The organism is Diaminobutyricibacter sp. McL0608 (assembly GCF_039613825.1).
Lineage (GTDB): Bacteria > Actinomycetota > Actinomycetes > Actinomycetales > Microbacteriaceae > Diaminobutyricibacter.
Genome location: NZ_CP154826.1, coordinates 2,513,295 through 2,535,077 on the forward strand (window position 1 = coordinate 2,513,295; position 21,783 = coordinate 2,535,077).

General features: G+C 68.5%; 23 protein-coding genes. 7 read left to right on the forward strand and 16 right to left on the reverse strand.

Going from position 1 to position 21,783, the window contains the following annotated elements; all coding sequences use genetic code 11:
• Positions 1–8: 8 nt before the first annotated feature.
• Positions 9–719 carry an FAD-dependent thymidylate synthase gene (thyX, locus tag AAYO93_RS11920; protein WP_345764873.1) on the reverse strand — a complete coding sequence of 237 codons (711 nt, stop codon included), beginning with the start codon at positions 717–719 and terminating at the stop codon, positions 9–11.
• A gap of 135 nt (positions 720–854) precedes the next feature.
• Here thyX and AAYO93_RS11925 point away from each other — a divergent pair, with 135 nt between their 5' ends.
• From AAYO93_RS11925 to AAYO93_RS11940, 4 genes are all read left to right on the forward strand, one after another.
• On the forward strand, positions 855–1,301 hold the full coding sequence (locus AAYO93_RS11925) for a TlpA family protein disulfide reductase (RefSeq protein ID WP_345761404.1): 447 nt from the start codon (positions 855–857) through the stop codon (positions 1,299–1,301).
• Positions 1,288–1,812 (forward strand): DUF4395 domain-containing protein, encoded by a 525-nt coding sequence (locus AAYO93_RS11930; RefSeq protein ID WP_345761405.1) that lies wholly within the window; start codon positions 1,288–1,290, stop codon positions 1,810–1,812. The genes AAYO93_RS11925 and AAYO93_RS11930 overlap by 14 nt, the downstream gene beginning before the upstream one ends.
• 70 nt (positions 1,813–1,882) lie before the next feature.
• The gene (locus AAYO93_RS11935) at positions 1,883–2,308 is read left to right on the forward strand and encodes an OsmC family protein (RefSeq protein WP_345761406.1); all 426 of its coding nucleotides are present in this window, start codon (positions 1,883–1,885) and stop codon (positions 2,306–2,308) included.
• Positions 2,309–2,313: 5 nt separating this feature from the next.
• Positions 2,314–3,210: a TIGR01777 family oxidoreductase gene (locus tag AAYO93_RS11940; RefSeq protein WP_345761407.1), complete on the forward strand. Its 897-nt coding sequence runs from the start codon at positions 2,314–2,316 to the stop codon at positions 3,208–3,210.
• Between the two features lie 25 nt (positions 3,211–3,235).
• Here the strand turns inward: AAYO93_RS11940 and AAYO93_RS11945 are convergent, their stop codons facing one another.
• The gene (locus tag AAYO93_RS11945) at positions 3,236–3,691 is read right to left on the reverse strand and encodes a tetratricopeptide repeat protein (RefSeq protein ID WP_434056632.1); all 456 of its coding nucleotides are present in this window, start codon (positions 3,689–3,691) and stop codon (positions 3,236–3,238) included.
• A complete protein-coding gene (gene dapB / locus AAYO93_RS11950; protein ID WP_345761408.1) occupies positions 3,688–4,470 on the reverse strand; it encodes a 4-hydroxy-tetrahydrodipicolinate reductase in 783 nt (260 codons plus the stop codon). The genes AAYO93_RS11945 and dapB overlap by 4 nt, the downstream gene beginning before the upstream one ends.
• Before the next feature lie 43 nt (positions 4,471–4,513).
• On the opposite strand from dapB, the gene AAYO93_RS11955 reads away from it, so the two are divergent.
• Positions 4,514–5,014, forward strand: a complete 501-nt coding sequence (locus AAYO93_RS11955) for a GNAT family N-acetyltransferase (RefSeq protein WP_345761409.1) — start codon at positions 4,514–4,516, stop codon at positions 5,012–5,014.
• Between the two features lie 24 nt (positions 5,015–5,038).
• Here the strand turns inward: AAYO93_RS11955 and AAYO93_RS11960 are convergent, their stop codons facing one another.
• Both AAYO93_RS11960 and AAYO93_RS11965 read right to left on the reverse strand, forming a co-directional pair.
• On the reverse strand, positions 5,039–5,641 hold the full coding sequence (locus tag AAYO93_RS11960) for a histidine phosphatase family protein (protein ID WP_345761410.1): 603 nt from the start codon (positions 5,639–5,641) through the stop codon (positions 5,039–5,041).
• A 41-nt stretch (positions 5,642–5,682) separates the two neighbouring features.
• A complete protein-coding gene (locus AAYO93_RS11965; protein WP_345761411.1) occupies positions 5,683–7,059 on the reverse strand; it encodes a M16 family metallopeptidase in 1,377 nt (458 codons plus the stop codon).
• Positions 7,060–7,246: 187 nt separating this feature from the next.
• Here AAYO93_RS11965 and AAYO93_RS11970 point away from each other — a divergent pair, with 187 nt between their 5' ends.
• Entirely contained in the window at positions 7,247–7,831 is a 585-nt protein-coding gene (locus AAYO93_RS11970) for a TetR/AcrR family transcriptional regulator (protein ID WP_345761412.1), read from the forward strand.
• Between the two features lie 208 nt (positions 7,832–8,039).
• Here AAYO93_RS11970 and AAYO93_RS11975 read toward each other — a convergent pair whose 3' ends face one another.
• The 8 genes from AAYO93_RS11975 to AAYO93_RS12010 all read right to left on the reverse strand — a co-directional run bounded on the left by AAYO93_RS11975 (position 8,040) and on the right by AAYO93_RS12010 (position 17,175).
• A complete protein-coding gene (locus AAYO93_RS11975) occupies positions 8,040–9,101 on the reverse strand; it encodes an aldo/keto reductase (protein WP_345761413.1) in 1,062 nt (353 codons plus the stop codon).
• Positions 9,102–9,369: 268 nt separating this feature from the next.
• A complete protein-coding gene (locus AAYO93_RS11980) occupies positions 9,370–10,179 on the reverse strand; it encodes an HpcH/HpaI aldolase/citrate lyase family protein (protein ID WP_345761414.1) in 810 nt (269 codons plus the stop codon).
• A complete protein-coding gene (locus AAYO93_RS11985) occupies positions 10,176–10,664 on the reverse strand; it encodes a MaoC family dehydratase (protein ID WP_345761415.1) in 489 nt (162 codons plus the stop codon). Before AAYO93_RS11985 ends, AAYO93_RS11980 begins: the two co-directional genes overlap by 4 nt.
• Complete coding sequence (locus tag AAYO93_RS11990) at positions 10,661–11,314, reverse strand: CoA transferase subunit B (protein WP_345761416.1); 654 nt, start codon at positions 11,312–11,314, stop codon at positions 10,661–10,663. Before AAYO93_RS11990 ends, AAYO93_RS11985 begins: the two co-directional genes overlap by 4 nt.
• Positions 11,311–12,078, reverse strand: a complete 768-nt coding sequence (locus AAYO93_RS11995) for a CoA transferase subunit A (protein ID WP_345761417.1) — start codon at positions 12,076–12,078, stop codon at positions 11,311–11,313. The genes AAYO93_RS11990 and AAYO93_RS11995 overlap by 4 nt, the downstream gene beginning before the upstream one ends.
• Positions 12,079–12,116: 38 nt before the next feature.
• Positions 12,117–13,325 carry an acyl-CoA dehydrogenase family protein gene (locus AAYO93_RS12000; RefSeq protein ID WP_434056633.1) on the reverse strand — a complete coding sequence of 403 codons (1,209 nt, stop codon included), beginning with the start codon at positions 13,323–13,325 and terminating at the stop codon, positions 12,117–12,119.
• Positions 13,322–15,562: an acetyl/propionyl/methylcrotonyl-CoA carboxylase subunit alpha gene (locus AAYO93_RS12005; RefSeq protein ID WP_345761419.1), complete on the reverse strand. Its 2,241-nt coding sequence runs from the start codon at positions 15,560–15,562 to the stop codon at positions 13,322–13,324. The genes AAYO93_RS12000 and AAYO93_RS12005 overlap by 4 nt, the downstream gene beginning before the upstream one ends.
• A 5-nt stretch (positions 15,563–15,567) precedes the next feature.
• Complete coding sequence (locus AAYO93_RS12010) at positions 15,568–17,175, reverse strand: carboxyl transferase domain-containing protein (protein ID WP_345761420.1); 1,608 nt, start codon at positions 17,173–17,175, stop codon at positions 15,568–15,570.
• A gap of 105 nt (positions 17,176–17,280) precedes the next feature.
• Between AAYO93_RS12010 and AAYO93_RS12015 the strand changes: the two genes are divergently transcribed.
• A complete protein-coding gene (locus AAYO93_RS12015; protein ID WP_345761421.1) occupies positions 17,281–17,901 on the forward strand; it encodes an SACE_7040 family transcriptional regulator in 621 nt (206 codons plus the stop codon).
• Between the two features lie 36 nt (positions 17,902–17,937).
• On the opposite strand, the gene AAYO93_RS12020 is transcribed toward AAYO93_RS12015, so the two are convergent.
• From AAYO93_RS12020 to pdhA, 3 genes are read right to left on the reverse strand one after another with little or no spacing between them, the layout of a single operon-like run.
• Positions 17,938–19,395, reverse strand: coding sequence for a dihydrolipoamide acetyltransferase family protein (locus AAYO93_RS12020; protein WP_345764875.1), 1,458 nt, complete (start codon positions 19,393–19,395; stop codon positions 17,938–17,940).
• A 7-nt stretch (positions 19,396–19,402) separates the two neighbouring features.
• Complete coding sequence (locus AAYO93_RS12025) at positions 19,403–20,413, reverse strand: alpha-ketoacid dehydrogenase subunit beta (protein WP_345761422.1); 1,011 nt, start codon at positions 20,411–20,413, stop codon at positions 19,403–19,405.
• Positions 20,410–21,582, reverse strand: coding sequence for a pyruvate dehydrogenase (acetyl-transferring) E1 component subunit alpha (pdhA, locus tag AAYO93_RS12030; protein ID WP_345764876.1), 1,173 nt, complete (start codon positions 21,580–21,582; stop codon positions 20,410–20,412). Before pdhA ends, AAYO93_RS12025 begins: the two co-directional genes overlap by 4 nt.
• Positions 21,583–21,783: the final 201 nt, after the last annotated feature.

Consider the following 21,783-nt stretch of genomic DNA (forward strand, 5'->3'; position numbering starts at 1 on the left):
CGGAATGCTCAGGGCGCGACCCGGCCGTTCGACTCGAACGCCGCGTGCGTCAGAGGCATCAGCCCGGTCCACAGATCTTCCATCTGCTCGGCACACATCTCGATCTCCCGCTGCGGGAACGACGGGAAACGGGACTCCGGATGCCGTGTCCGCAGCGACAGGAAGTTCATGAGCGATCGCGCGTTCATCGTGACGTACATCGACGAATAGATGTTCAGCGGGAGGACGATCCGAGCGACCTCACGCGCGACGCCGGCCTCGAGCATCCGCTGGTACGCCTCGAACGCCTGGCGGGACGAGGTCCTCGTCTGCTGCTCGACCAGCGCGGACTGCTCCGCGGAGCCGGGCGTGAACTCGTATGCGCCCGGCTTGCCGGTCTGCACGAGCCGTCGCTCGGTGTCGGGAACGTAGAAGACCGGACGGAGTTCGCGGTAGCGTCCGGACTCTTCGTTGTACGACGCGATTCGGTGCCGCATGAACTCGCGGAACACGAAGATCGGCGCCTGCACATAGAACGTCATCGAGTTGTGCTCGAACGGCGAGCCGTGGCGGTCGCGCATGAGGTAGTTGATCAGGCCGCGGTCGCGGGCGGTGTCCGTCTCGGTCTCGGAGCCGTCGAGCCTGCTCTGCTCGAGCGTCTGCTCGCCCTGCGTCGAGACGCGGGCGGCGAAGAGCACATCGGAATCGTGCGCGCTGGAACGAACCAGCTCCACGGTCATATCGGAACGAAACTCGATCTCGGGCACGCGCCAACCCTATCCGGATGCGCGGCCGGGACGTCACCGGCGTGCGCGCGTAACGTCGCGTCACACTTCACCTCGGCGCGCCCTCGCGCGCGTAGTGTCGGCGACACCATGAACGGGCTCGCCTCCCTCGCCATCGTGCTCGGCCTCGTAGCCGTCAGCACGGTGATCGGGCTGCTCTGGCGGTCGCACACGGGCCGCATCCGGAAACGCACGGACGATCGCTCCGTTGTGACGGCGGCGGGCGTCGACTCAACGCAGCCGTTCGGGTCGGCCGCTACGCTGCTGCAGTTCTCCACGGAATTCTGCGCCCCGTGCCGGGCGACAGCGGTCGTCCTCGGAGAGCTCAGCGCCGAACGCGAGGGTGTCGCCCATGTCGAGATCGACCTGACCGAGCATCCCGACCTGGCACGCCGCTTCAACATCCTGCAGACCCCCACGACCTTCCTCGTCGACGGAGCCGGCGTCGTCCGCGCCCGCGTCGGCGGGGCACCGCGGCGCGACGATCTGCGCGCCGCACTCGACGACCTCATCGGGAGATCCCATGTCACAGCCTGAAGCCGGATCAGCCACGCCGGCCGCGACCACAGCACCCGCAATCCCGGGACCCGCGGACGGGATCGACCCGCGCAGTCCGCGCTTCGGCGCCGGGATCACAGCGGTGCTCCTGCTGCTGACGATCTTCCTCGGCCTCGCCGGTCTGGACATCGCGGCGTTCGTCGTGCTCCTCGTCGTCTCGCTGCTGTTCGCGTGGGGCGCTTTCGCCGGCATCCAACTGCATCCCTACGGCCTGATCTTCCGCGCGCTGGTGCGACCACGCCTCGCTCCGCCGACCGAGCGCGAAGATCCGGCGCCGCCCACGTTCGCTCAGGGCGTCGGCTTCGTCATCACCCTTCTCGGCCTGGTGCTGGCCCTGTTCGGAGTGCCGTACGCCGTCGTGATCGCGGCGGGTCTCGCGTTCGTCGCCGCATTCCTCAACTCGGTGTTCGGCTACTGCCTCGGCTGCCAGATCTACCTGCTGCTCGTGCGCGCGGGCGTCATCCGCCGCACGGCTGCGAATCGGGTGTGACCTCGGTCGACGGCCGAGGCCGTCGATAGGCTGGAAGGGAATCCATCAGCCGACCTCAGGAGGATCCCCCATGGCTCTCACCAGCGAATCGACCACCGTCTGGAAAGGCGACCTGAAGTCGGGCGCCGGCACCCTCACCCTCGACTCGTCGCACGCAGCGGAGTTCCCGGTCAGCTGGGCGGCCCGTACCGAAGGCCGTGAAGGCATCACCAATCCGGAGGAGCTGCTCGGTGCGGCCCACTCGGCCTGCTATTCGATGGCGTTCTCGAACATCCTCGCGTCGTTCGGGACTGCGCCTGAGAGCATCCAGACGACCGCGGCCGTCACCTTCGACCCCGCCAGCGGCATCACCGGCAGCCACCTGCTCGTCAATGCGAAGGTCCCCGGCATCAGCGAAGAGGACTTCCAGCGCCTTGCCGAAGAGGCCAAGGCGACCTGCCCGGTCTCCCGCGCGCTCGTGGGCATCCCGATCACGATCGAAGCCGACCTGGCCTGAGTCGGATGCGCATCCTCGTCGCCGGCGCGTCCGGGATGATCGGCTCCGAGTTGCGCGACCGACTCGAAGCCGACCGTCACACCGTCCTCCGGCTCGTGCGCCACGACCCGCGCAGCGAGTCCGAGTTCACCTGGTCGCCGACCGCACGCATCATCGACTTCACGCTCATGGAGCGGGTGGACGCGGTGATCAACCTCGCCGGCGCGTCGCTCAGCCACCTGCCCTGGACCCGCCGTTACAAGAAGCAGATCCTCGACTCGCGCATCCACACGACGCAGACGCTCGCGGACGCCATGCGCATGGCGGCGACGGCGCCCGGCGTGTTCATCAATGCATCAGCGGTCGGATACTACGGTGACCGGCCGGGCGAACGGCTCACAGAGAAGTCGTCGAAGGGCTCCGGGTTCCTGTCCGACCTCGTCGACGCCTGGGAGTCCGCCGCCCGTCTCGCGCCGGAGAAGACCCGCGTCGTGACGGTCCGCAGCGGTGTCGTCGTCGGACGCGGAGGCGCGATGCGGCCGCTGCTCCCGCTCGCACGGCTCGGGTTGTCCGGTCCCATCGGCACCGGCGGCCAGCATTGGCCGTGGATCAGCCTCCACGACGAGGTCGCAGCGATCATCCACCTGCTCGACTCGTCGCTCGAAGGCCCCGTGAACCTTGTCGGGCCGACACCGATCACGGCGGACGGTTTCCTGCGTGAGCTGGCGGCGCAGGTCCATCGGCCATACGGACTCCCGCTCCCCGAGAAGGTCGTCGACGTCACCCTGCGCGATGCCGGCCAGGAACTGCTGCTGTCCAGCCAGAAGGTCATCCCCGAGAAGCTTCTCGCCGATGGGTTCGTGTTCGCCGACGCGAAGGCGCGCGACGCGATCGCCCGCCTCGTCGCGCGGCGGGCGCGCTGACGCGACCGGCGCGTGAGAGCGACGGCTAGGCCGGCTTGCGCTCGCCGTCGCGGTACAGACGGATCGACTCGCGCAGCGCAGCTCGCGCGCGTTTGCGGTCGCCGGACGCGTCGTAGGCGAGCCCGAGACGGAACCAGGCACGCCAGCTCAGCGGTTCGGCCTCCACTTCGGCCTTGTACTGCGGGAAATCGGCATCGGCGGCTTCACGGAGCGGCCGGCCGCTCGCCCGGTGCGGAAGATCGTCCACCGGCAGGCCGCCTTCCTCATCGAGGATGTGCACGAGCTTCTCGGTGCGCGCACCGAACAGAAGCTCACGACCGATCGCCCACGCGGCGATCACGGGGAGCACGAACAGCGCAACACCCATCACGATCGCGATCGGATCACCGGTCTGGATGAGCAGCACACCGCGGTCGAACACGAGCACGAGGTAGATCAGCAGTAGGACCGCCATGAGTATGGCGGCGAGACGGTTCTTCACGAGGTTTCACGCACGCTGGGTTCGGGAACGTCGCCGGCCGGTTCGGCGATTCCGAGGTCGATGAGCCGATCGAGTCCGACGGTCACGCCCCTGGCGGTCGAAGCGGCGCGGATCCCCAGGAGGATGCCCGCCTCATAGGCGCTCGAACCGATCGTGTCGTGCAGGATGGTGAGCGTCTCCCCTTCGCCGCCGAGGATGACCTCCTGGCGGGCCACGACGCCGCGCATGCGCAGGCTGTGGATGGGGACGCTGGCGACCTGCTGGCCGCGGGCGCGCTGGTCGGTGCGGGGAGCATCCACCGGTCCGCGTGACGCGCGTGCCGCACCGATCAGTTCGGCAGTGCGCACGGCCGTTCCCGACGGCGAATCGACTTTGTCGGGGCCGTGGGTCTCGATGATCTCGATCGAATCGAAGAACCGTGCGGCGACCGAGGCGAAGGCCGTGCCGAGCGCGGAACCGAGAGAGAAGTTCGGAACGACGACCGCCCCGACCTCTCCACGCTCGGCAACCCGGCGCTCGAGGTCGACGATGCGGTCGGCCGCCCAGCCTGACGTGCCGACGAGCACGTTGATGCCGTTCTCCACTGCGAAGTGCACGATACCCGGGCTCACCGCCGGGAGCGTCATGTCGACCAGGAGATCCGCGCCGATCATCGCTTCGAGCGGCGTGCGCGAATCGAGCGCTGCGAACAGTTCGAGATCGTCGGCCGACTCGATGAGCCTGACGGCCACGGAACCGAGTTTTCCGGTCGCACCAGCGACGGCCACGCGAATAGTCACCCGTCCAATCTAGATGATCACGCGGGCGATCTAGGCTGGGGGGATGGTGTCTTACGCCGACGTCCCCGTCACCGACCCGACAGCCCACCGGATGCTCGCCGCCTATTTCCAGGAGCGCGCGGCGGGGTTCCCAGCCCAGCTGGGCGCGTACCGCACGGCGTTCCCAGACCCCGAGCAGTTCATCCCCCCGGCCGGGGTCTTCCTTGTCGCCCACGATGAAGACGACAACCCGGCCGGCTGCGGCGGGGTGCGAAGCCTCGCTGCCGAGACGCGGGCGGATGCGGGCCCGGTAGCCGGCCATCGGGTGCGCTACGAGATCAAGCACCTCTGGATCGAACCCGCCCATCGCGGGCTCGGGCTCGGACGCGCGATCCTCAACGAACTCGAGGATCGAGCACGAGGTTTCGGCGCTACCGAGGTCGTGCTCGACACCAATTCGAGCCTCGAAGCCGCCGGCGGACTGTACCGGTCGAGCGGGTACGAGCCGATCGAGCCGTACAACGACAACCCGAACGCGACCGACTGGTTCCGCAAGACGCTCTGAGGCCGGCGGGGTTGCGAGGCCGGCTCAGACGGGCTGGAGTTCCGGGAGGCCGGTGCGCAGCTCGACCGGCAGGTGGCCCAGGTCGTTGTGGACCACGAGAACCGGCGGCTTCGCCGAACGGACCCGGATGATCGTGAGACCGCAGTGGGCCTGGTTGAGGCCCAGCCAGCGCCAATCCGGAGCATCGAAGACCTGCCGCACGAACCATCCGATGACGAAGTTGTGGGTGACGAGCAGGTCGTGCCGGTCGGCACGCGCCGGAGTCAGGAACTCATTGACGGCATCATCCATCTGGGCGCGCCCCGCCTCGATCTCAGCCGGGGTGACGGCGCCGAAGAACGAATCGAACGCCTTCGGCATGTCCGGGGTCGGACCGGACGGGATGCAGTCGAAGAGCAGGCTGGACGGTTCCGGGGTGAGCGCCGGCATCCGCTCCGCCATGATCGCCGCTGTCTCGGCCGCGCGCTTCAGCGGCGAGTGGTACATCGAGGTGAACGGGATGCCTCCGAGCCGCTCGGCGATGAGGTGCGCCTGACGCTTGCCCCGCGCTGAGAGCGGGCCGTCCGGCAGACCGTGTTCGGCATCCTGCTGCTCGCCATGGCGAACGAGGTAGAGATAATGCGGCACCGTAAACCCTTCCGGTGGTTCCTGTGATGAGGGAGCTGGGATCAGGACGTGAGCGAAGTGAACATGTCGTCGTCGACACTGCCGACAGCGGCGACCGTCACGTCACGGGACGCGAGGTCGACCGCCAGGTCGCGCACGTCGTCGGGTGTGACGAGATGGAGCCGCCGGAGGCTCTCGTCGAGGTCGACGAACTCTCCGAGGGTGATCTCGGACCGGCCGAGGCGCGACATGCGGGTGTCGGAATCTTCGAGAGCGAGCGCTGCTCCCCCGGACAGCTGGCCGACGGCGCGCCTGAGCTCGTCCGCGGTCACCCCGCCCGACGCCATCCGGTGCAGTTCGGCGAGCATCAGCTCGGCGACCTGGGTGGCCTTCGACGGCGCACAACCGGCGTACAGGCCGAAGATGCCTGCGTCGGAGTACGCACCAGAGAACGAGTAGACGGCGTAGGCGAGGCCACGCTTCTCCCTGACCTCCTGGAACAGGCGGCTCGACATGCCGCCGCCGAGGATGGAGTTGAGGACGCCCATCGTCACCCGACGCTCGTCGGTCGCGACCAGCCCGGGCACGCCGATCAGGAGGTTGGCCTGCTCGATGGGACGCTCGACCGTCACGATCGCCTTGCCCCTGCGGATCTCGGCCGGGGTGCTGGCGCGACGCGGGACCGGGGAGGAGGCGACGCTCAGGTTCCAGCCGGCAGCCACGAGCGCGCGTTCGACGTCGGCGACCAACAGGTCGTGGTCGACCGCTCCGGCAGCCGTGATCACGAGGTCCTGGGGGCGGTAGTTGGCGCGGTAATGCTCCAGCACGGCGTCGCGCGAGGCTGCGCGGATGGTCGCAGGGCTCCCACCGATCGGGCGTCCCAGCGGATGATCGCCCAGCACCGCTTCGAAGAACCGCTCGTTCGCGACGTCGGACGGATCGTCTTCGGCCATCGACAGCTCTTCGAGGATCACACCGCGCTCGTTCTCGAACTCGGTCGGGTCGAGCAACGACGAGGTCAGCATGTCGGTGATGACCTCGACGGCCATCGGAAGGTCGCGATCCTGCACCTTGGCGTAGTAGCAGGTGTATTCCTTGGCGGTCATCGCGTTGTGCTCGCCGCCGACCGAGTCGAACGAGATTGCGATGTCCAGGGCGGTGCGCGTGGGAGTGCCCTTGAAGAGCAGGTGCTCGAGGAAATGCGTCGAGCCGAAGGTGGCAGGGCGCCCTTCCGAGCCTTCGTTCGGGCGTTCAGCGGGAGTCTCGTCACGGGAGCCGACGGCGACCCAGTAGCCGATCGTGGCGCTGCGGGAGCCGGGAACGTGCTCGCTCAGGATTCGCACTCCGCTGGGGAGGATGGTTCGGCGGACCAGCGCCTCGCCGGATGCGGCGAAAGAGAGGTCGGCCAGACCGAGGGGGAGGTCGACTGCGCTGTTCATCCCCTCCACCCTACGCCAGCGGATATGGACTCGCTGTGACTTTTCAACTGGAGGACAAACAGACTGGTCTGTCTATGTATATACTGACCTGACGTACAACGCAGGTGACGAAACCCCAAAACGTCACGTGCCCCACCGTTAAGATGAAGCCGACCCGAACGCTTCACGAGAAAAGGAGTTGCGCCGGATGGTCGCAAGTGCCCGTTCGACCATCCGGCCGCCCGCTCCCGCGAAACTGAAGATCCTGGCTACAGCCGACGAGCTCTTCTATTCAGAAGGGATCCACACCGTCGGTGTGGATCGCATCATCGCGGGCGCCCGAGTCACCAAGGCGACGTTCTACAAGCACTTCCGCTCGAAGGACTTGCTGATCATCGCCTACGTCGAGGGGCGCGACCGCCAGATCCGCGAGTGGTTCGACGAGAAGGAGCGCACGCTCAAAGATCCGCGCGCTGTCGTGCGGGCGCTCGTCGACGAGATCAGTGTCGAAGCCGTCCGGCCGGGATTCCGTGGTGACCCCTTCATCAACGCTGCGGCCCAGTTCGCCGACCCCAACCATCCGGTCCGCATCGCGGTCACAGCACACCGCGACTGGTATGCGCACCGCATCGAGGAACTGTTCCGTCAGATCGGGCACCCGCACCCGGGTGACGCCGCCGACGACCTCATCCTGGCGCGCGACGGCGCTCTCGCCGGCGGCTACGTCGGCGACTCGATCGCTGCGAGTGCCGCGCTGCACCGCTCGTCGGAGCGGCTCCTCTCCGAGGCGTGACCCGCTGCGCTGCTCCTGCGGCGCACGCCCCCGCGGCGCGTCTGCGGCGGTTCGTTATGTCTGCACCCGGCTCGCGCATGGGCAGACTTTCCGAACACACGCAGACACGATGAACACGCGCTGAAGCGACCAACGCCTTCAGACGCGAGGAAAGTGTGCAGACACGACGAACAGCGTTAGCGCAGGGCGGCTGCGCGAACGCGTCCCGCTACTCGGAGACGCGGTCGAGTTCGAGCATCTGGGCGCGGGTGAGCCGGATGGCCGCAGCGGCCATGAGGGCTTCCACCTGCTCGGGACGACTCGCGCTCGCGACCGGGGCGACGATGCTGCGCTTGGCGAGCAGCCAGGCCAGGGCGATGCTCGCGACGGTCGACTCGTGTTCGCGCGCGACCCGGTCGAGCACGGACAGCACGCGCTGACCGCGCCGGTTGACGTATTCTGCCGCGCGGACGCTCCTCGCCCCAGCCTTCAGGTCGTCCTTCGAACGGTACTTGCCGGTGAGGAACCCGTTGGCCAGTGCGTAGCAGGGCATGACGGCCAGCCCCTGGGCGGACGCGACGATGCGCAGGTCGCTCTCGAACTCGGCACGGTGCACGAGGTTGTAGTGCGGCTCGATCGCGACGAACTTCGGCAGCCCCGTCGATGACAGGATGCGCGCTTCGATGAGCCGGTCGGCCGAGAAGTTGGAGGCGCCGAGGTAGCGCACCTTGCCGGACTCGATCAGCCATTCGACGGTGGCGAGGCTGTCTTCGAGCGGAACGGACAGGTCGTCGTCGTGGAAGTAGAGCAGGTCGATGTGGTCGGTCTGCAGGCGCTCGAGCGAGGCCTCGACCGCCCGGACGATACTCACGGACCCGAGGCCGTGGTTGTCCTGGTGACGGCCGACCTTGGTCGCGATGACCACCGCGTCGCGATTGCGTCGCTCCTGCATCCAGCGCCCGATGAGCACTTCGCTGCGACCTCCGACGTAGCTGTCGGCGGTGTCGACGAAGTTGCCGCCGAGCTGCGCGTAGCGGTCGAGGATGTTCAGCGAGGTCTCGCTGTCGGCGGTCCAGCCGAAGACGCTCGCGCCGAGCGCCAGAGGATAGACGGCCAGATCGGTCTCGCCGATACGCCGCGGTGCGACGATCGAGAGCGGGCCGGTGAGCTCCAGGGCCGGATCGAAAACGGGAAGCGCGGACGTCTCGACGCGCTCGTCAGCGTTCGTCCCGGCGGCCTTCGCAGCCCGGGAAGAGTGGTCGCGCAAGCGCAACGGCAGCAGCTGTGCCATATCCCCTCCCGGTCGTGCCTTGCCATCCCCGATTCGACTCGAGGACGTGAACCCCCCTGTCACGTACTTGCAGCGTACGACATGCCACCGACGCGGCCCGGGCAATCCGGTGAACTGTTACACAAGTTTGGATCACAGTTTGATTACGATGCGGCGCGGTGTCCCCCGAGCAGGTCACACGGCATTTCCGTCGACGACGCGAGCCCTCACAGGCAGGTTAACGCTGTGATCGTCGGAACCGCGCGAAGCCACGCGCGGACGTGCCAAGTCAGCTTCCAGCGCGTCGAAGAACCGTCTCGGCGTGACGCAGCACAGGGCCGTCGACCATGTGCCCGCGGAAGCGGAAGACCCCTGACTGCTCCCCCGCCGCCGCCAGGAGGTCGCGGGCGAACGCGACCTCCTCGTCGGACGGCCGGTACGCCGCCCGGATCACATCCACCTGCCCCGGGTGGATGCACGCCGTCGCCGCGAATCCGACAGCGGACGCGTCTTCGGCCTCCGCCGCGAGCCCGCCGAGGTCGCCGATGTCGACATGGACGGTGTCGATCGCCGCCTTGCCCCACGCGCCCGCAGCGATCAGAACCGCCGACCGAGCGTGGACGGCGACACTCCGGTAGCTCCCGTCGGCGTGCCGGCTCGCGGTGCCGCCGAGGGATGCGACCAGATCCTCCGCGCCCCACATCAGCGCGATGACGCCGCCCGTCGACGCGAGGTCACCGGCCGCCAGCACTCCGGCCGCCGTCTCGCACAGCGCGATCACCCGCAGGCCGTCGAGCGCGGCGAAGTCCGACACGCGCTCCGCCTTCGCGAGCATCACAGTGCGGTACGGACTCGCACGCACTGCCTGAACATCCGCCACGTGGTCCAGGGTCCCAGCGGGGTTGACCCGCACGATCACCCGCGCGGGATCCAGCCCGGAGGCGAGCAGCGCCTCGCGAGCAGCAGGCCGCGCGCCGGGATCGACGGCGTCCTCGAGGTCGATGATGACCGCATCCGCCCGCTCGAGCGCCTTGGCGTACCTGTCGGGCCGATCGGCCGGGCAGAAGAGGAGCGCGGGGCCCCACGGGAGGTCGGTCATGCGTTGCCTGCCGCATCATGCGCTTCGCGGGTCCACACGAGCGCGGAGCGCGTCGCCTTCGCGACGATGACGCCATCCTGGTTGCGACCGGTGTGCTCCATCGTCACGATGCCCTGGCCGGGCCGCGACGACGAGAGCCGCTTACCCGTCACCACCGTCTCCGAGTACAACGTGTCGCCGTGGAACAGTGGATGCGGGAATGAGACGTCGCTGAACCCCAGGTTGGCCACGATCGTCCCCTGGGTGAGCTGGGTGACGGATGCGCCCACAATGGTCGAGAGGGTGAACATCGAATTCATCAGGCGCTGCCCGAACGGCTGCGTCGCCGCCCAGGCCGCATCGAGGTGGAGTGCCTGGCTGTTCATCGTCAGGGTCGTGAACAGCACGTTGTCGGTCTCGGTGACCGTGCGGCCCGGTCGGTGGAGGTACCGCGTGTCCAGGTCGAACTCTTCGAAGTAGAGTCCCCGCTGCTCGACGTTCTTCACGACAGCTCGATCCGGAGCGGAGCGCCAGTGGCCGCCACGATCTCATCGACGGTCACGCCGGGTGCCACCTCACGGAGCACCAGTTCGGACGCCCCGTCACCGGAGCGCTCGACGTCGATGACGGCGAGGTCGGTGATGATCCGGTCGACGCATCTGCGCCCGGTGAGCGGGAGGCTGCACTCGGTCAGGATCTTGGGCCGGCCCTCACGGTCGACGTGCTCCATCATCACGATCAGGCGCTTGGCGCCGAAGACGAGGTCCATGGCCCCGCCCATCCCTTTCACCATCTTGCCCGGGATCATCCAGTTGGCGAGGTCCCCGGCCTGCGACACCTCCATCGCGCCGAGAACGGCGAGGTCGACGTGCCCGCCCCGCACCATGCCGAACGAGTTCGACGAGTCGAAGAAGGCGGCGCCGCGATTGACGGTGACGGTCTCCTTTCCTGCGTTGATCAGGTCGGGGTCGACTGCGTCCTCCGCCGGGTACGGTCCGACGCCGAGGATCCCGTTCTCGGAGTGCAGGATGACCTCCACGCCGTCGGGGATGTAGTTCGGGATAAGAGTGGGCATCCCGATGCCCAGGTTGACGTACTGGCCGTTCTCGAGCTCGAGGGCGACACGCGCCGCCAATTCGTTGCGAGTGAGGCTCATGAGCGGCTCCCATCGGCCAGTGCGACCGTTCGCCGCTCGATGCGCTTCTCGGTGTCGGCGGCGAGGACGACTCGCTGCACGAAGATGCCCGGGGTGTGGATGCACTCCGGATCCAGGTCGCCGGCCTCGACGATCTCCTCGACCTCGGCGATGGTGATGCGACCCGCCATCGCCGCGAGCGGATTGAAATTCATCGCCGCCGCATGGAAGACCAGGTTGCCGTAACGGTCGGCCTTCGCGGCATGCACCAGCGCGAAATCGGGGGTGACGGACCGCTCGAGCACGTAGTCGGCGCCGTCGAACGTGCGCACCTCCTTCGGCTCCGACGCGACCGCGACCGAGCCATCCGGGGCGTAGAGCCGCGGCAGCCCGCCCTCGCTGATCTGGGTGCCGACACCCGCAGGCGTGTAGAACGCCGGAATGCCTGCGCCCCCGGCGCGGAGCTTCTCGGCGAGCGTCCCCTGGGGCGTCAGCTCGACCTCGAGCTCGCCGGAGAGGAACTGCCGCGCGAACTCCTTGTTCTCGCCCACGTAGGAGCTGACCATGCGATGGATGCGACGGTCGGCCAGGAGGATTCCCAGCCCCCAGTCGTCGACGCCGCAATTGTTGCTGACCACTTCGAGGTCCGTCGTCCCCCTCTCGTGCAGCGCCTGGATGAGCGCACTGGGGATGCCGCACAGCCCGAAGCCGCCGACGGCCAGCGACGCGCCGTCGGGGATGTCCGCGACCGCATCCGCGGCACTCGCCACCACCTTGTCGATCATGGTCGATCTCCTCTTCTGCGTTGGAACCCTTCGGCGGGCTAGGCGTCGAAGCCGAGCGCCCGCGAGATGATCATCAGCTGCACCTCGGTCGTGCCTTCGCCGATCTCGAGGATCTTCGAGTCGCGGTAGTGGCGGGCGACCGGGTTCTCGTTCATGAATCCGTAGCCTCCGAAGATCTGGGTCGCGTCGCGCGCATTGTCCATCGCGGCCTCGCTACCCACCATCTTGGCGATCGAAGCCTCCATCTTGAAAGGCTTGCCTGCCATCATCTTGAAGACCGCGTCGTAGTACGCGAGACGCGCCGTGTGCACCCGGGCCTGCATCCGTGCGATCTTGAAGGCGATGTACTGGTTCGAGCCGATGGCGCGGCCGAACACGTTGCGCGACTTCGAGTAGCGGATGGCCTCCTCCAGGCATCCTTGCGCGGCGCCCGTGCAGAGCGCGGCGAATGCGATGCGGCCTTCGTCGAGGGTCTGGATGAAGTTCGCGAAGCCGCGGCCGCGCTCGCCGAGCAGGTTGGCCTCGGGCACGCGCACGTCGGTGAGGGTCAGCGGGTGCGTGTCGGACGTGTGCCAGCCGACCTTGTCGTAGGACGGCTCCTGCACGAGCCCGGCCGTGGGCACGGGCACCAGGATGGCCGAGAGCTCCTTCTTGATGCTGCCGTCGGGGCGGAGCTCCTCGCCGGTCACGGCGGTGATGGTGATCAGCCTGGTGATGTCGGTGCCGGAGTTCGTGATGAACTGCTTGGTGCCGTTGATGACCCACTGGCCGTCGCGGAGGACGGCGCTGGTCTTGGTGCCGGCCGCATCCGATCCGGCATCCGCCTCGGTGAGGCCGAACCCGGCGAGCGCTTTGCCGGCGGTGAGCATCGGCAGCCACTCGTTCCTCTGCGACTCGGTGCCGTTGCGGAAGACCGGCATGACACCCAGCCCGACGCCGGCCTCGAGGGTGACGCCGATGCTCTGGTCGACGCGGCCGAGCTGCTCGACGGCGAGACACAGGGAGAGGTAGTCCTTGCCCTGGCCACCGTACTCGACGGGGAACGGCAGACCGAAGAGGCCCATCTCGCCCATCTGGCCGATGATGTGGTACGGCAGGCTGCGCTTGGTGTCGTAGTCGTACGCCGCGGGAGCGACGACGTTGTCGGCGAAGTCACGCACCTCTGCGACGAGCTTCTTGTGGTCGTCGCTCAGCTCGAAGCCGGTGACCTCGGTGGCGGGCTCGGTTGCAGTCAATGTCATGGTCATCTCGGTACCTCGGTGTTCTCCGGTTCGGCCGATCGTGTCGGCGCTGTGGTGGGGTCGACGGTCGTGTCGTCGACGGGTGCTGCGGTTTCGGTGGCCGGGTCGGCCTGGGTGCCCGGGTCGGTTCCGGTGGTCGGCTCCACGTCGATCGTGGCGACCAGCTGGTCGAGCTTGACCAGGTCGCCGGGGGCGACGGTGACGTGAGCGATGCCGGCCACCGGGGCGGTGAGACGGTGCTCCATCTTCATCGCCTCGACGGTGACGAGAGTGTCGCCGGCTTCCACTCGGTCGCCCGGTGCGACGGCGACGGAGACGACGGTGCCCGGCATGGGCGACCGCACGTCGGGATGGGCGACGCCCTCGGCGCGCGTGAGGGTCGAAAGCTCTTCGGCGAGCACCGCGGCGCGGGTCAGGATGCGGAACTCGCGGGCCCGGCCCCCGGCACCGAGCCAGGTGCCCGACGCGGTCTCGGCGAAGGCGAAGTCGCTCGTCAGACCGTCGAGGGTGAGGGATGCGCGCGCCGCCACCCCCGGAAGCAGCACCAGTTCGGCCACGTGATCGGTGCCGTCGATGGTGACAGCCGCGCGCACCCGCGAGGCGGCGACATCCCCGGCGGCGTCGGATGACTCGAGCACGAGGACGTCCACCCGATCGACCGGGCCTGTCGCGATCCGGTACTCGGACGGCCGGGGCGCGGCGAGGCGCCAGCCGTTCGGCGTGCGCCACAATGCCGAGCTCCGTGCGTGATCGATGTCGTGCCCATCCACCGCCGGGTCCTCCCCGTTCCGACGACGCAGGTGGCGCAGCAGTGCGACAGCGGCGAGTTCGGCCGGGTCGGCCTCGGGTGCCGTCAGGTGCGAGAAGCGGCGGTCGATGAGCGTGGTGTCGATCCGTCCGGCGCGTACATCCTCGTCGGCGAGCAGGGTGCGCAGGTAGGAGACGTTGGTGGTCGCCCCCAGGATCACGGTTTCGGCGAGCGCCGCATCGAGCCGGCGCAGCGCAGTGTCGCGGTCGGCGCCCCACGCGATCACCTTCGACAGCATCGGGTCGTAGTCGGGAACGATGTCGTTGCCCTGCACCAGCCCGCTGTCCACCCGGATGCCGGGACCGGCCGGCTCGTGCAGCACCAGAACAGTCCCGTCGGTGGGGAGGAAGTCGCGCTCGGGGTTCTCCGCGTACACGCGCACCTCGATCGCGTGACCTCGGAGACGGATGTCGTCCTGTGCGAACGGGAGCGGCTCACCCGCTGCGATCCGCACCTGCCATTCGACGAGGTCGATCCCGGTCACGAGTTCGGTGACCGGATGCTCGACCTGCAGCCGCGTGTTCATCTCCATGAAGAAGAACTCGCCGGGAGCTGCGTCCGAGACGAGGAACTCCACGGTTCCGGCGCCGACGTAGTCGACGGTCGCGGCGACGGCGCACGCCGCCCTGCCGATGCGCTCGCGCGTCTCCGCGTCGAGCAGAGCCGACGGCGCCTCCTCCACGACCTTCTGGTGCCTGCGCTGCAGCGAGCATTCGCGCTCGCCGAGGTGGATGGTCGTGCCGTGTGCGTCGGCGAGCACCTGCACTTCGATGTGCCGGGGGGACTCGACGAGCCGCTCCAGGAAGAGTGTGTCGTCGCCGAAGGCCGCGCCGGCCACACGCCGTGCGGCGGAGAGCGCGTCGGCGAGCTGGTCGGCGGACCGCACCACCTGCATCCCTTTGCCACCACCGCCGGCGGACGGCTTGACCAGCAGTGGAAAACCCACCTCGGCGGAGGCTGCGATGAGTTGTTCGTCATCGAGACCCGGCTCGGCGACACCCGGGATCGTCGGCACACCGTGCTCTGCGACGGCCAGCTTCGCGCGGATCTTGTCGCCCATCACGTCGAGGGCGTGAATGCCCGGGCCGATGAACGCGATGCCGGCGGCGGCGCAGGCCTCCGCGAACGCCGCGCTCTCGGAGAGGAAGCCGTAACCCGGATGCACGGCCTCGGCACCGGATCGGCGGGCGGCATCGAGGAGCGCATCGATGTTCAGGTAGCTGTCGCGCGCGGCCGCAGGCCCGATGCGCACAGCCAGGTCGGCGAGGGCGACGTGAGGTGCCGTGCGGTCCGGGTCGCTGTAGACCGCGACGGAACGGATCCCGAGCTCGCGGAGCGTGCGGATGACGCGGCACGCGATCTCGCCGCGGTTCGCGACGAGCACGGTGGTGAACGGTGCGGCGGAGGGCGCGGGGCCCGTGGTGGCTGGATTCATGGTCGTCACATCCGGAACAGGCCGAAGGCCGTGTCGGCCAGCGGGGTACGCGAGCAGGTGTCGAGGGCGAGGCCCAGGATCGTGCGGGTGTCGGCCGGGTCGATGACCCCGTCGTCCCAGAGCCGGCCGGTCGAGTAGTAGGGGCTGCCCTGATGTTCGTACTGTTCGGCGATCGGCGCCTTGAACGCCGCCTCTTCGTCGGCCGACCACTCTTCACCGCGGGCCTCGAGCTGCTCCCGTTTGACGGTCGCGAGCACCGACGAGGCCTGGGCGCCGCCCATGACCGAGATGCGGCTCGCCGGCCACATCCAGAGGAAGCGCGGCGAGTACGCGCGGCCGCACATCGAATAGTTGCCCGCGCCGAACGATCCGCCGATCACCACTGTCAGCTTGGGGACACGGGTCGTCGCGACCGCGGTGACCATCTTCGCGCCGTGCTTGGCGATGCCGCCTGCTTCGTAGTCGCGCCCGACCATGAATCCGGAGATGTTCTGCAGGAACAGCAGTGGAACACCCCGCTGGTCGCAGAGCTCGATGAAGTGCGCGCCCTTGAGGGCGGACTCGCTGAACAGCACGCCGTTGTTGGCGACGATGCCGACCGGATGACCGTGGATGTGCGCGAAGCCGGTGACCAGGGTCGTTCCGTACTCCGCCTTGAACTCGTGGAACTCGCTCGCGTCGACGAGACGTGCGATCACCTCGCGCACGTCGTACGGCGCCTGGACGTCGACGGGCACCGCACCGTAGAGGGATGCGGGGTCCACGGCGGGCTCGCGCGTCTCGATGACCGGCCAGGCCGGCTCGGCGGGCGCCGGCAGGGTCGCGACGATGTCGCGCACGATCTGGAGGGCGTGCCGGTCGTTCTCGGCGAGGTGGTCGACGACACCGGACGTGCGAGCGTGGAGATCTCCGCCGCCGAGCTCCTCCGCGGTGACGATCTCGCCGATCGCCGCCTTCACGAGGGGCGGCCCGCCGAGGAAGATGGTGCCCTGGTTGCGTACGATCACGGTCTCGTCACTCATCGCGGGCACATAGGCGCCGCCTGCCGTGCAGGAGCCGAGCACAGCGGCGATCTGCGGGATCTTCGCGGCCGACATGCGCGCCTGGTTGAAGAAGATGCGACCGAAGTGGTCCCGATCGGGGAAGACGTCGTCCTGCATCGGCAGGAACGCACCGCCCGAGTCGACGAGGTAGATGCATGGCAGCCGGTTCTCCAGCGCGATCTCCTGCGCCCGCAGGTGCTTCTTCACGGTCATCGGGTAGTACGTGCCACCCTTGACGGTCGCGTCGTTGCAGATGACGAGCACCTGGCGGCCGTGCACGAGACCGATGCCGGCGATGACACCCGCGGCGGGGCATTCGTCGTCGTAGAGCCCGGTCGCGGCGAGAGGAGCGATCTCGAGGAAGGGGCTTCCCTCATCGAGCAGCTCGTCGATGCGGTCTCGCGGCAGCAGCTTGCCGCGTGCGACGTGACGCTCGCGTGAGCGCTCGGGGCCACCGGCTGCGGCGACGGCGAGACGCTCGTGCAACTCCTGGACGAGCGCGCGCTGGGCTTCGTCGTTGGCTGCGAAGCGCGGATCCCCGGTTTCGATCGCCGTTGTGAGCGTGTGCATGGGCTGTTCGCCGACTCCCTCGTCGCATCCATTCAGTTAGTAGCCACTAACTCACATTTAGGTTAGTGTTCATTAACCGAATTGTCCAGCGGAAGGAGCAGGCACGTGACAGAAGTCGTCGACGGAGCCCGTCCGACGCAGCGCAGCCAGGCCAAAGCGGACCGCCGCGCCGCCCTTCTCGAGGCCGCCGCCACGCTCTTCGCCGACCGCGGCTTCAACGGCGTATCGATCGAAGACCTGGGAACGGCCGTCGGCGTGAGCGGGCCGGCCGTCTATCGCCACTTCGCCGGCAAGCAGGCCGTGCTCGCCGCACTGCTGGTCGGCGTCAGCCGGGACCTGCTCGACGGAGGCCGCTCCGTCGTGGCGCAGTCCGCGGACGACACCCAGGCCCTCCGCTCCCTCATCGCGTTCCACGCCGACTTCGCGCTCGGCAACCCCGACGTCATCCGCGTCCAGGACCGCGACCTCGACTCCCTCGCCGACGAAGACCGACGCGAAGTGCGCAGCCTCCAGCGTCGCTACATCGAGCAGTGGACGGACGTGCTCAGCCGCCTCCACCCCGCATTCGACGCGACCGTGCTGCGTGTGCGGGTGCAAGCCACGTTCGGCCTGATCAACTCGACCCCGCACAGTGCGCGCACGCACGGCCGCACCGTCGACTCGGCGACGGCGCGGCCGGTGCTCGAAGCCATGGCCTGGGCCGGGCTCAACGCCCCGGTCCGCTGAACCCGCTCAGCCGGCCCGGGCATCCGCCCGTCCCCGTCAGACCATCGTCAGGACGGAACCCGGCTCCGAGAGGATCCGGCCGACGTCCGCGATGAAACGCGAGCCCTGCTCGCCGTCGACCAGGCGGTGATCGAATGAAACGCTGAGCGTCACCACATCACGGAGGGCGATCTCGCCGTGGTGCTCCCACGGCTGGCGACGAACCGCGCCGAGTGCGAGGATCCCGGCTTCACCGGGGTTCAGGATGGGCGTCCCGGCGTCGACACCGAAGACGCCGACGTTCGACACGGAGATCGTGCCGCCGGTCAGCCGCTCGGGCGGCGTACGACCCTCGCGTGCGACCGATACCAGCTCGGTGAGCGCCCTGGCGAGCTCGACCAGGGTCAGCTGGTCGGCATCCGGGATGGTCGGCACGAGCAGGCCGCGCGGCGTCGCGGCCGCGATCCCCAGGTTCACGTAGCCGTACTCGACGATCTCGTTCGCATCGGCATCCCACCGTGAATTGATCGACGGCGTGCGCGCCGCGGCGATGCACATGGCCTTCGCCACGACCGCGAGGAACGTCATGCGCACACCCTCGAAGGCGCGATCGGACTTCATCCGCTCCAGCATCGACACCGTCTCGGTCACATCGACCGTCAGGAAGACCGTGGCGTGAGGCGCGGTGAACGCGCTCTGCACCATCGCCTCGGCGGTGTGCTTGCGGACGCCACGGATCGGGATGCGCGTCTCGCGTTCGCGTACCCGTCGCTGCAGGCCGGAATCCTGCGTCGGGGTGCCCGCCGGAGCGGCTGGACTCTCGCTCGCCGTCTTCGCGCCGGCCGAGAACTCTTCGACGTCGTGGCGGGTGACCAGACCGCGGTCGCCGGTCGCCGGCACCGCGGCCAGGTCCACGCCGAGCTCACGGGCGAGCTTGCGCACCGGTGGTGTCGCACGGGGCCGCTCCAGAGTCGTGGTCGCAGTCGCAGCCGCAGGCGCAGGCGCCGTCCCGGTCGCGGTCGCCGGCGCTGCGGGCGTGACCGGCGCAGGGGTGCTTGCGGGCGCACGGATGCCTGCGGGCGCAGTCGGCGGGGTGCCGACCGGAGCGGGCTCGAGGCCGGGCCGCACGCGGCGAGCGGGACGCCCTGCCGCGTCGGCGCGCGCCCCGTAGCCGACCAGGTTGGGTTCGGGCACGTCGGGCGCGGCCGCCGCGGACTCACCCGATGAGTCCGTAGCCGCGCCCGGCCCGTTCGGCCGAGCACCGTCGTCCGGTTCGCCTTCCACCTCGAACGCGACGATCCGCTCCCCCACGTTGACCGTCACGCCCGGTTCGACATAGAGGCGGGAGATGACACCGGACCACGGTGCCGGCAGCTCGACAAGCGCTTTCGCTGTCTCCACATCCGCGATGATCTGGTTCAGTTTCACCGTGTCGCCCACGGCGACGTGCCATTCGACCAGCTCGGACTCGGTGAGACCCTCACCGAGGTCGGGGAGCGAGAAATCCTTGATCACACCCACGTCAGTCCTCCACACCGGTCAGCGAGTTCGGCCGGTCCATCACGCGGTCGACGCCGTCGAGGATGCGGTCGAGATCGGGCACGTGATACTGCTCGAGCTTCGCGGGCGGGTAGGGGATGTCGTGGCCGGTCACGCGGACCGGCGCATGCTCGAGGTAGTAGAAGCAGCGCTCCGTGATGCTCGCGGACACTTCGGCGCCGAGGCCGCCGGACTGCGCAGCCTCGTGGGCGACGACGAGTCGGCCCGTCTTGCGGACGGATGCCACCACCGTGTCGAAGTCCACCGGCGCGAGCGAGCGCAGGTCGATCACCTCGATCGAGACGCCCTCGTCGGACGCGGCGACGGCAGCATCCTTCGCAGTCTGCACGAGCGGACCGTAGGCGACGAGGGTCACATCCGATCCCGAGGTCACGATCTTGGCCGTGCCCATCGGGCGCGCGTCGTCCAGTGGGGTCAGCTCGTCGACTTCGCCCTTGACGTGGTAGCGCCGCTTCGGTTCGAAATAGAGTACCGGGTCGTCGCAGGCGATCGCCTGCTGGATCATCGTGTACGCGTCCTGCGGGTCGGCGACGCTCACCACGCGCAGGCCCGCCGCGTGGGCGAAATACGCCTCCGGCGAGTCCGAGTGGTGCTCGGCCGCGCCGATACCGCCGGCGAACGGAACCCGGATGGTGATCGGCATCTTAACCGCACCGCGCGTGCGATAGTGCATGCGCGCCACCTGGCTGACGATCTGATCGAACGCCGGATAGATGAAGCCGTCGAACTGGATCTCGCATACTGGGCGGAACCCGCGGTAGGCGAGCCCCACGGCCGTTCCGAGGATGCCGGACTCGGCGAGCGGTGTGTCCATGACCCGGCGCTCCCCGAACTCGGACTGGAGTCCGTCGGTCACGCGGTAGACCCCGCCGAGTTTGCCGATGTCCTCACCCATCAGGACGACCTTGTCGTCGGAGGCGAGCGATCGCCTGAGCCCGGCGTTGATCGCCTTCGCCATCGTCAAGGTGGTCATGATGCCTTCCTGTCCTGCTGGTGGAGCGTGTCGTGCTGGTCGAGCGCTGCGCTCGGGGTCGTGTCGTCGCCGACGAACGTGCGGAGGTAGCGGCTGTAATGGTCGCGCTGCCGGGATATCCCCGTGTGCGCCGTGCTGTACACGTGGTCGAAGACCGCCATCGGCTCGGGGTCGGGAAGCGCGATGCAGCCGGCACGCAGTTCGGCGGCCACCGCATCCGCCTTCGCCGACACGGCCTCCGAGCGCTCGTCGGTGAGGAGACCGCGTTCCGACAGATACGCGGCGAGCCGGGCGATCGGGTCCTTGGCGCGCCACGTCTCGACCTCGGATGCATCCCGGTAACGCGTCGGGTCGTCGGCGGTCGTGTGCGGACCCATGCGGTAGGTGACCGCCTCGATGAAAGTGGGTCCGCCGCCACCGCGGGCACGGTCGAGCGCCAGTCGGGTGACCGCCATCACGGCGAGAACGTCATTGCCGTCGACGCGCACGCTCGGGATGCCGAAGCCGGGTGCGCGCTCGGCCACCGGTCGCTGCGCCTGCAGCTTCACCGGCTCGGAGATCGCCCACTGGTTGTTCTGGCAGAAGAAGATCACAGGGGCCGAATAGGTCGCGGCGAAGATCAGCGCCTCGTTGACGTCGCCTTCACTCGTGGCGCCGTCGCCGAAGTAGGCGACAGCCACCGCATCCGACCCGTCATTCTGGACGCCGATCGCGTACCCGGTCGCGTGGAGCGTCTGGGCGCCGATGATGACCTGTGGCGTCGCCATGTTGATCGCGTACGGGTCCCAGCCCGAAGCCGTGGTACCGCGCCACACGCGGACAAGGTCGGTGAGGTCTGCGCCACGGCAGTAGGCGACACCGTTCTCGCGGTAGCTGGAGAAGACGAAATCGTCGCGGCGGAGGGCTCGGCCCGAACCGACCTGCGCGGCCTCCTGGCCGAGAAGCGGAGGCCAGAGTCCCAGCTCGCCCTGGCGCTGGAGGGCGGTCGCCTCGGTGTCGATGCGGCGGATGACCACCATGTCCTCGTACAGCGCGAGCAGCTGCTCGTCGCCGACGTCGGCCACCCAGGCGTCGTAGCGTGCGTCCGAAAGGCGGGAGCCTTCCGGGGTCAGGAGCTGAACGGTGTCGATGTCGCCCAGATGAAGCTCACCGAGATGGATCTCATCCATGCGCTCGGTGGGCTCGGCGGGTTCGATCCGTTCGTCGACGGAAACACTGCCAGCGGAAACATTCTCGGTTGACATGGGTGCACGCAGCCTTTGCTCTTCGCCCGGTCGTAGCGCTCGTGGCGCGCAGACCGGCCCTCGGCGTCCTTGCCGAAAGTACCTCTGACGGTACGCTTCGTGCTCACACAGCACAACTCGCAACAC

What these genes read in the sequence shown, in the direction of transcription:
- AAYO93_RS12010 (WP_345761420.1), bottom strand. Translation starts at nt 17,175, where the DNA reads ATGCACACGCTCACAACGGCGATCGAAACCGGGGATCCGCGCTTCGCA.
- AAYO93_RS12025 (WP_345761422.1), bottom strand. Translation starts at nt 20,413, where the DNA reads ATGACCACCTTGACGATGGCGAAGGCGATCAACGCCGGGCTCAGGCGA.
- AAYO93_RS11955 (WP_345761409.1), top strand. Translation starts at nt 4,514, where the DNA reads ATGGTGTCTTACGCCGACGTCCCCGTCACCGACCCGACAGCCCACCGG.
- AAYO93_RS12005 (WP_345761419.1), bottom strand. Translation starts at nt 15,562, where the DNA reads ATGAATCCAGCCACCACGGGCCCCGCGCCCTCCGCCGCACCGTTCACC.
- thyX (WP_345764873.1), bottom strand. Translation starts at nt 719, where the DNA reads ATGACCGTGGAGCTGGTTCGTTCCAGCGCGCACGATTCCGATGTGCTC.
- AAYO93_RS11980 (WP_345761414.1), bottom strand. Translation starts at nt 10,179, where the DNA reads ATGACCGACCTCCCGTGGGGCCCCGCGCTCCTCTTCTGCCCGGCCGAT.
- AAYO93_RS11975 (WP_345761413.1), bottom strand. Translation starts at nt 9,101, where the DNA reads ATGGCACAGCTGCTGCCGTTGCGCTTGCGCGACCACTCTTCCCGGGCT.
- pdhA (WP_345764876.1), bottom strand. Translation starts at nt 21,582, where the DNA reads ATGGATGAGATCCATCTCGGTGAGCTTCATCTGGGCGACATCGACACC.
- AAYO93_RS11970 (WP_345761412.1), top strand. Translation starts at nt 7,247, where the DNA reads ATGGTCGCAAGTGCCCGTTCGACCATCCGGCCGCCCGCTCCCGCGAAA.
- AAYO93_RS11925 (WP_345761404.1), top strand. Translation starts at nt 855, where the DNA reads ATGAACGGGCTCGCCTCCCTCGCCATCGTGCTCGGCCTCGTAGCCGTC.
- AAYO93_RS12000 (WP_434056633.1), bottom strand. Translation starts at nt 13,325, where the DNA reads ATGACCATGACATTGACTGCAACCGAGCCCGCCACCGAGGTCACCGGC.
- AAYO93_RS11965 (WP_345761411.1), bottom strand. Translation starts at nt 7,059, where the DNA reads ATGAACAGCGCAGTCGACCTCCCCCTCGGTCTGGCCGACCTCTCTTTC.
- AAYO93_RS11940 (WP_345761407.1), top strand. Translation starts at nt 2,314, where the DNA reads ATGCGCATCCTCGTCGCCGGCGCGTCCGGGATGATCGGCTCCGAGTTG.
- AAYO93_RS11930 (WP_345761405.1), top strand. Translation starts at nt 1,288, where the DNA reads ATGTCACAGCCTGAAGCCGGATCAGCCACGCCGGCCGCGACCACAGCA.
- AAYO93_RS11995 (WP_345761417.1), bottom strand. Translation starts at nt 12,078, where the DNA reads ATGATCGACAAGGTGGTGGCGAGTGCCGCGGATGCGGTCGCGGACATC.
- AAYO93_RS11990 (WP_345761416.1), bottom strand. Translation starts at nt 11,314, where the DNA reads ATGAGCCTCACTCGCAACGAATTGGCGGCGCGTGTCGCCCTCGAGCTC.
- AAYO93_RS11935 (WP_345761406.1), top strand. Translation starts at nt 1,883, where the DNA reads ATGGCTCTCACCAGCGAATCGACCACCGTCTGGAAAGGCGACCTGAAG.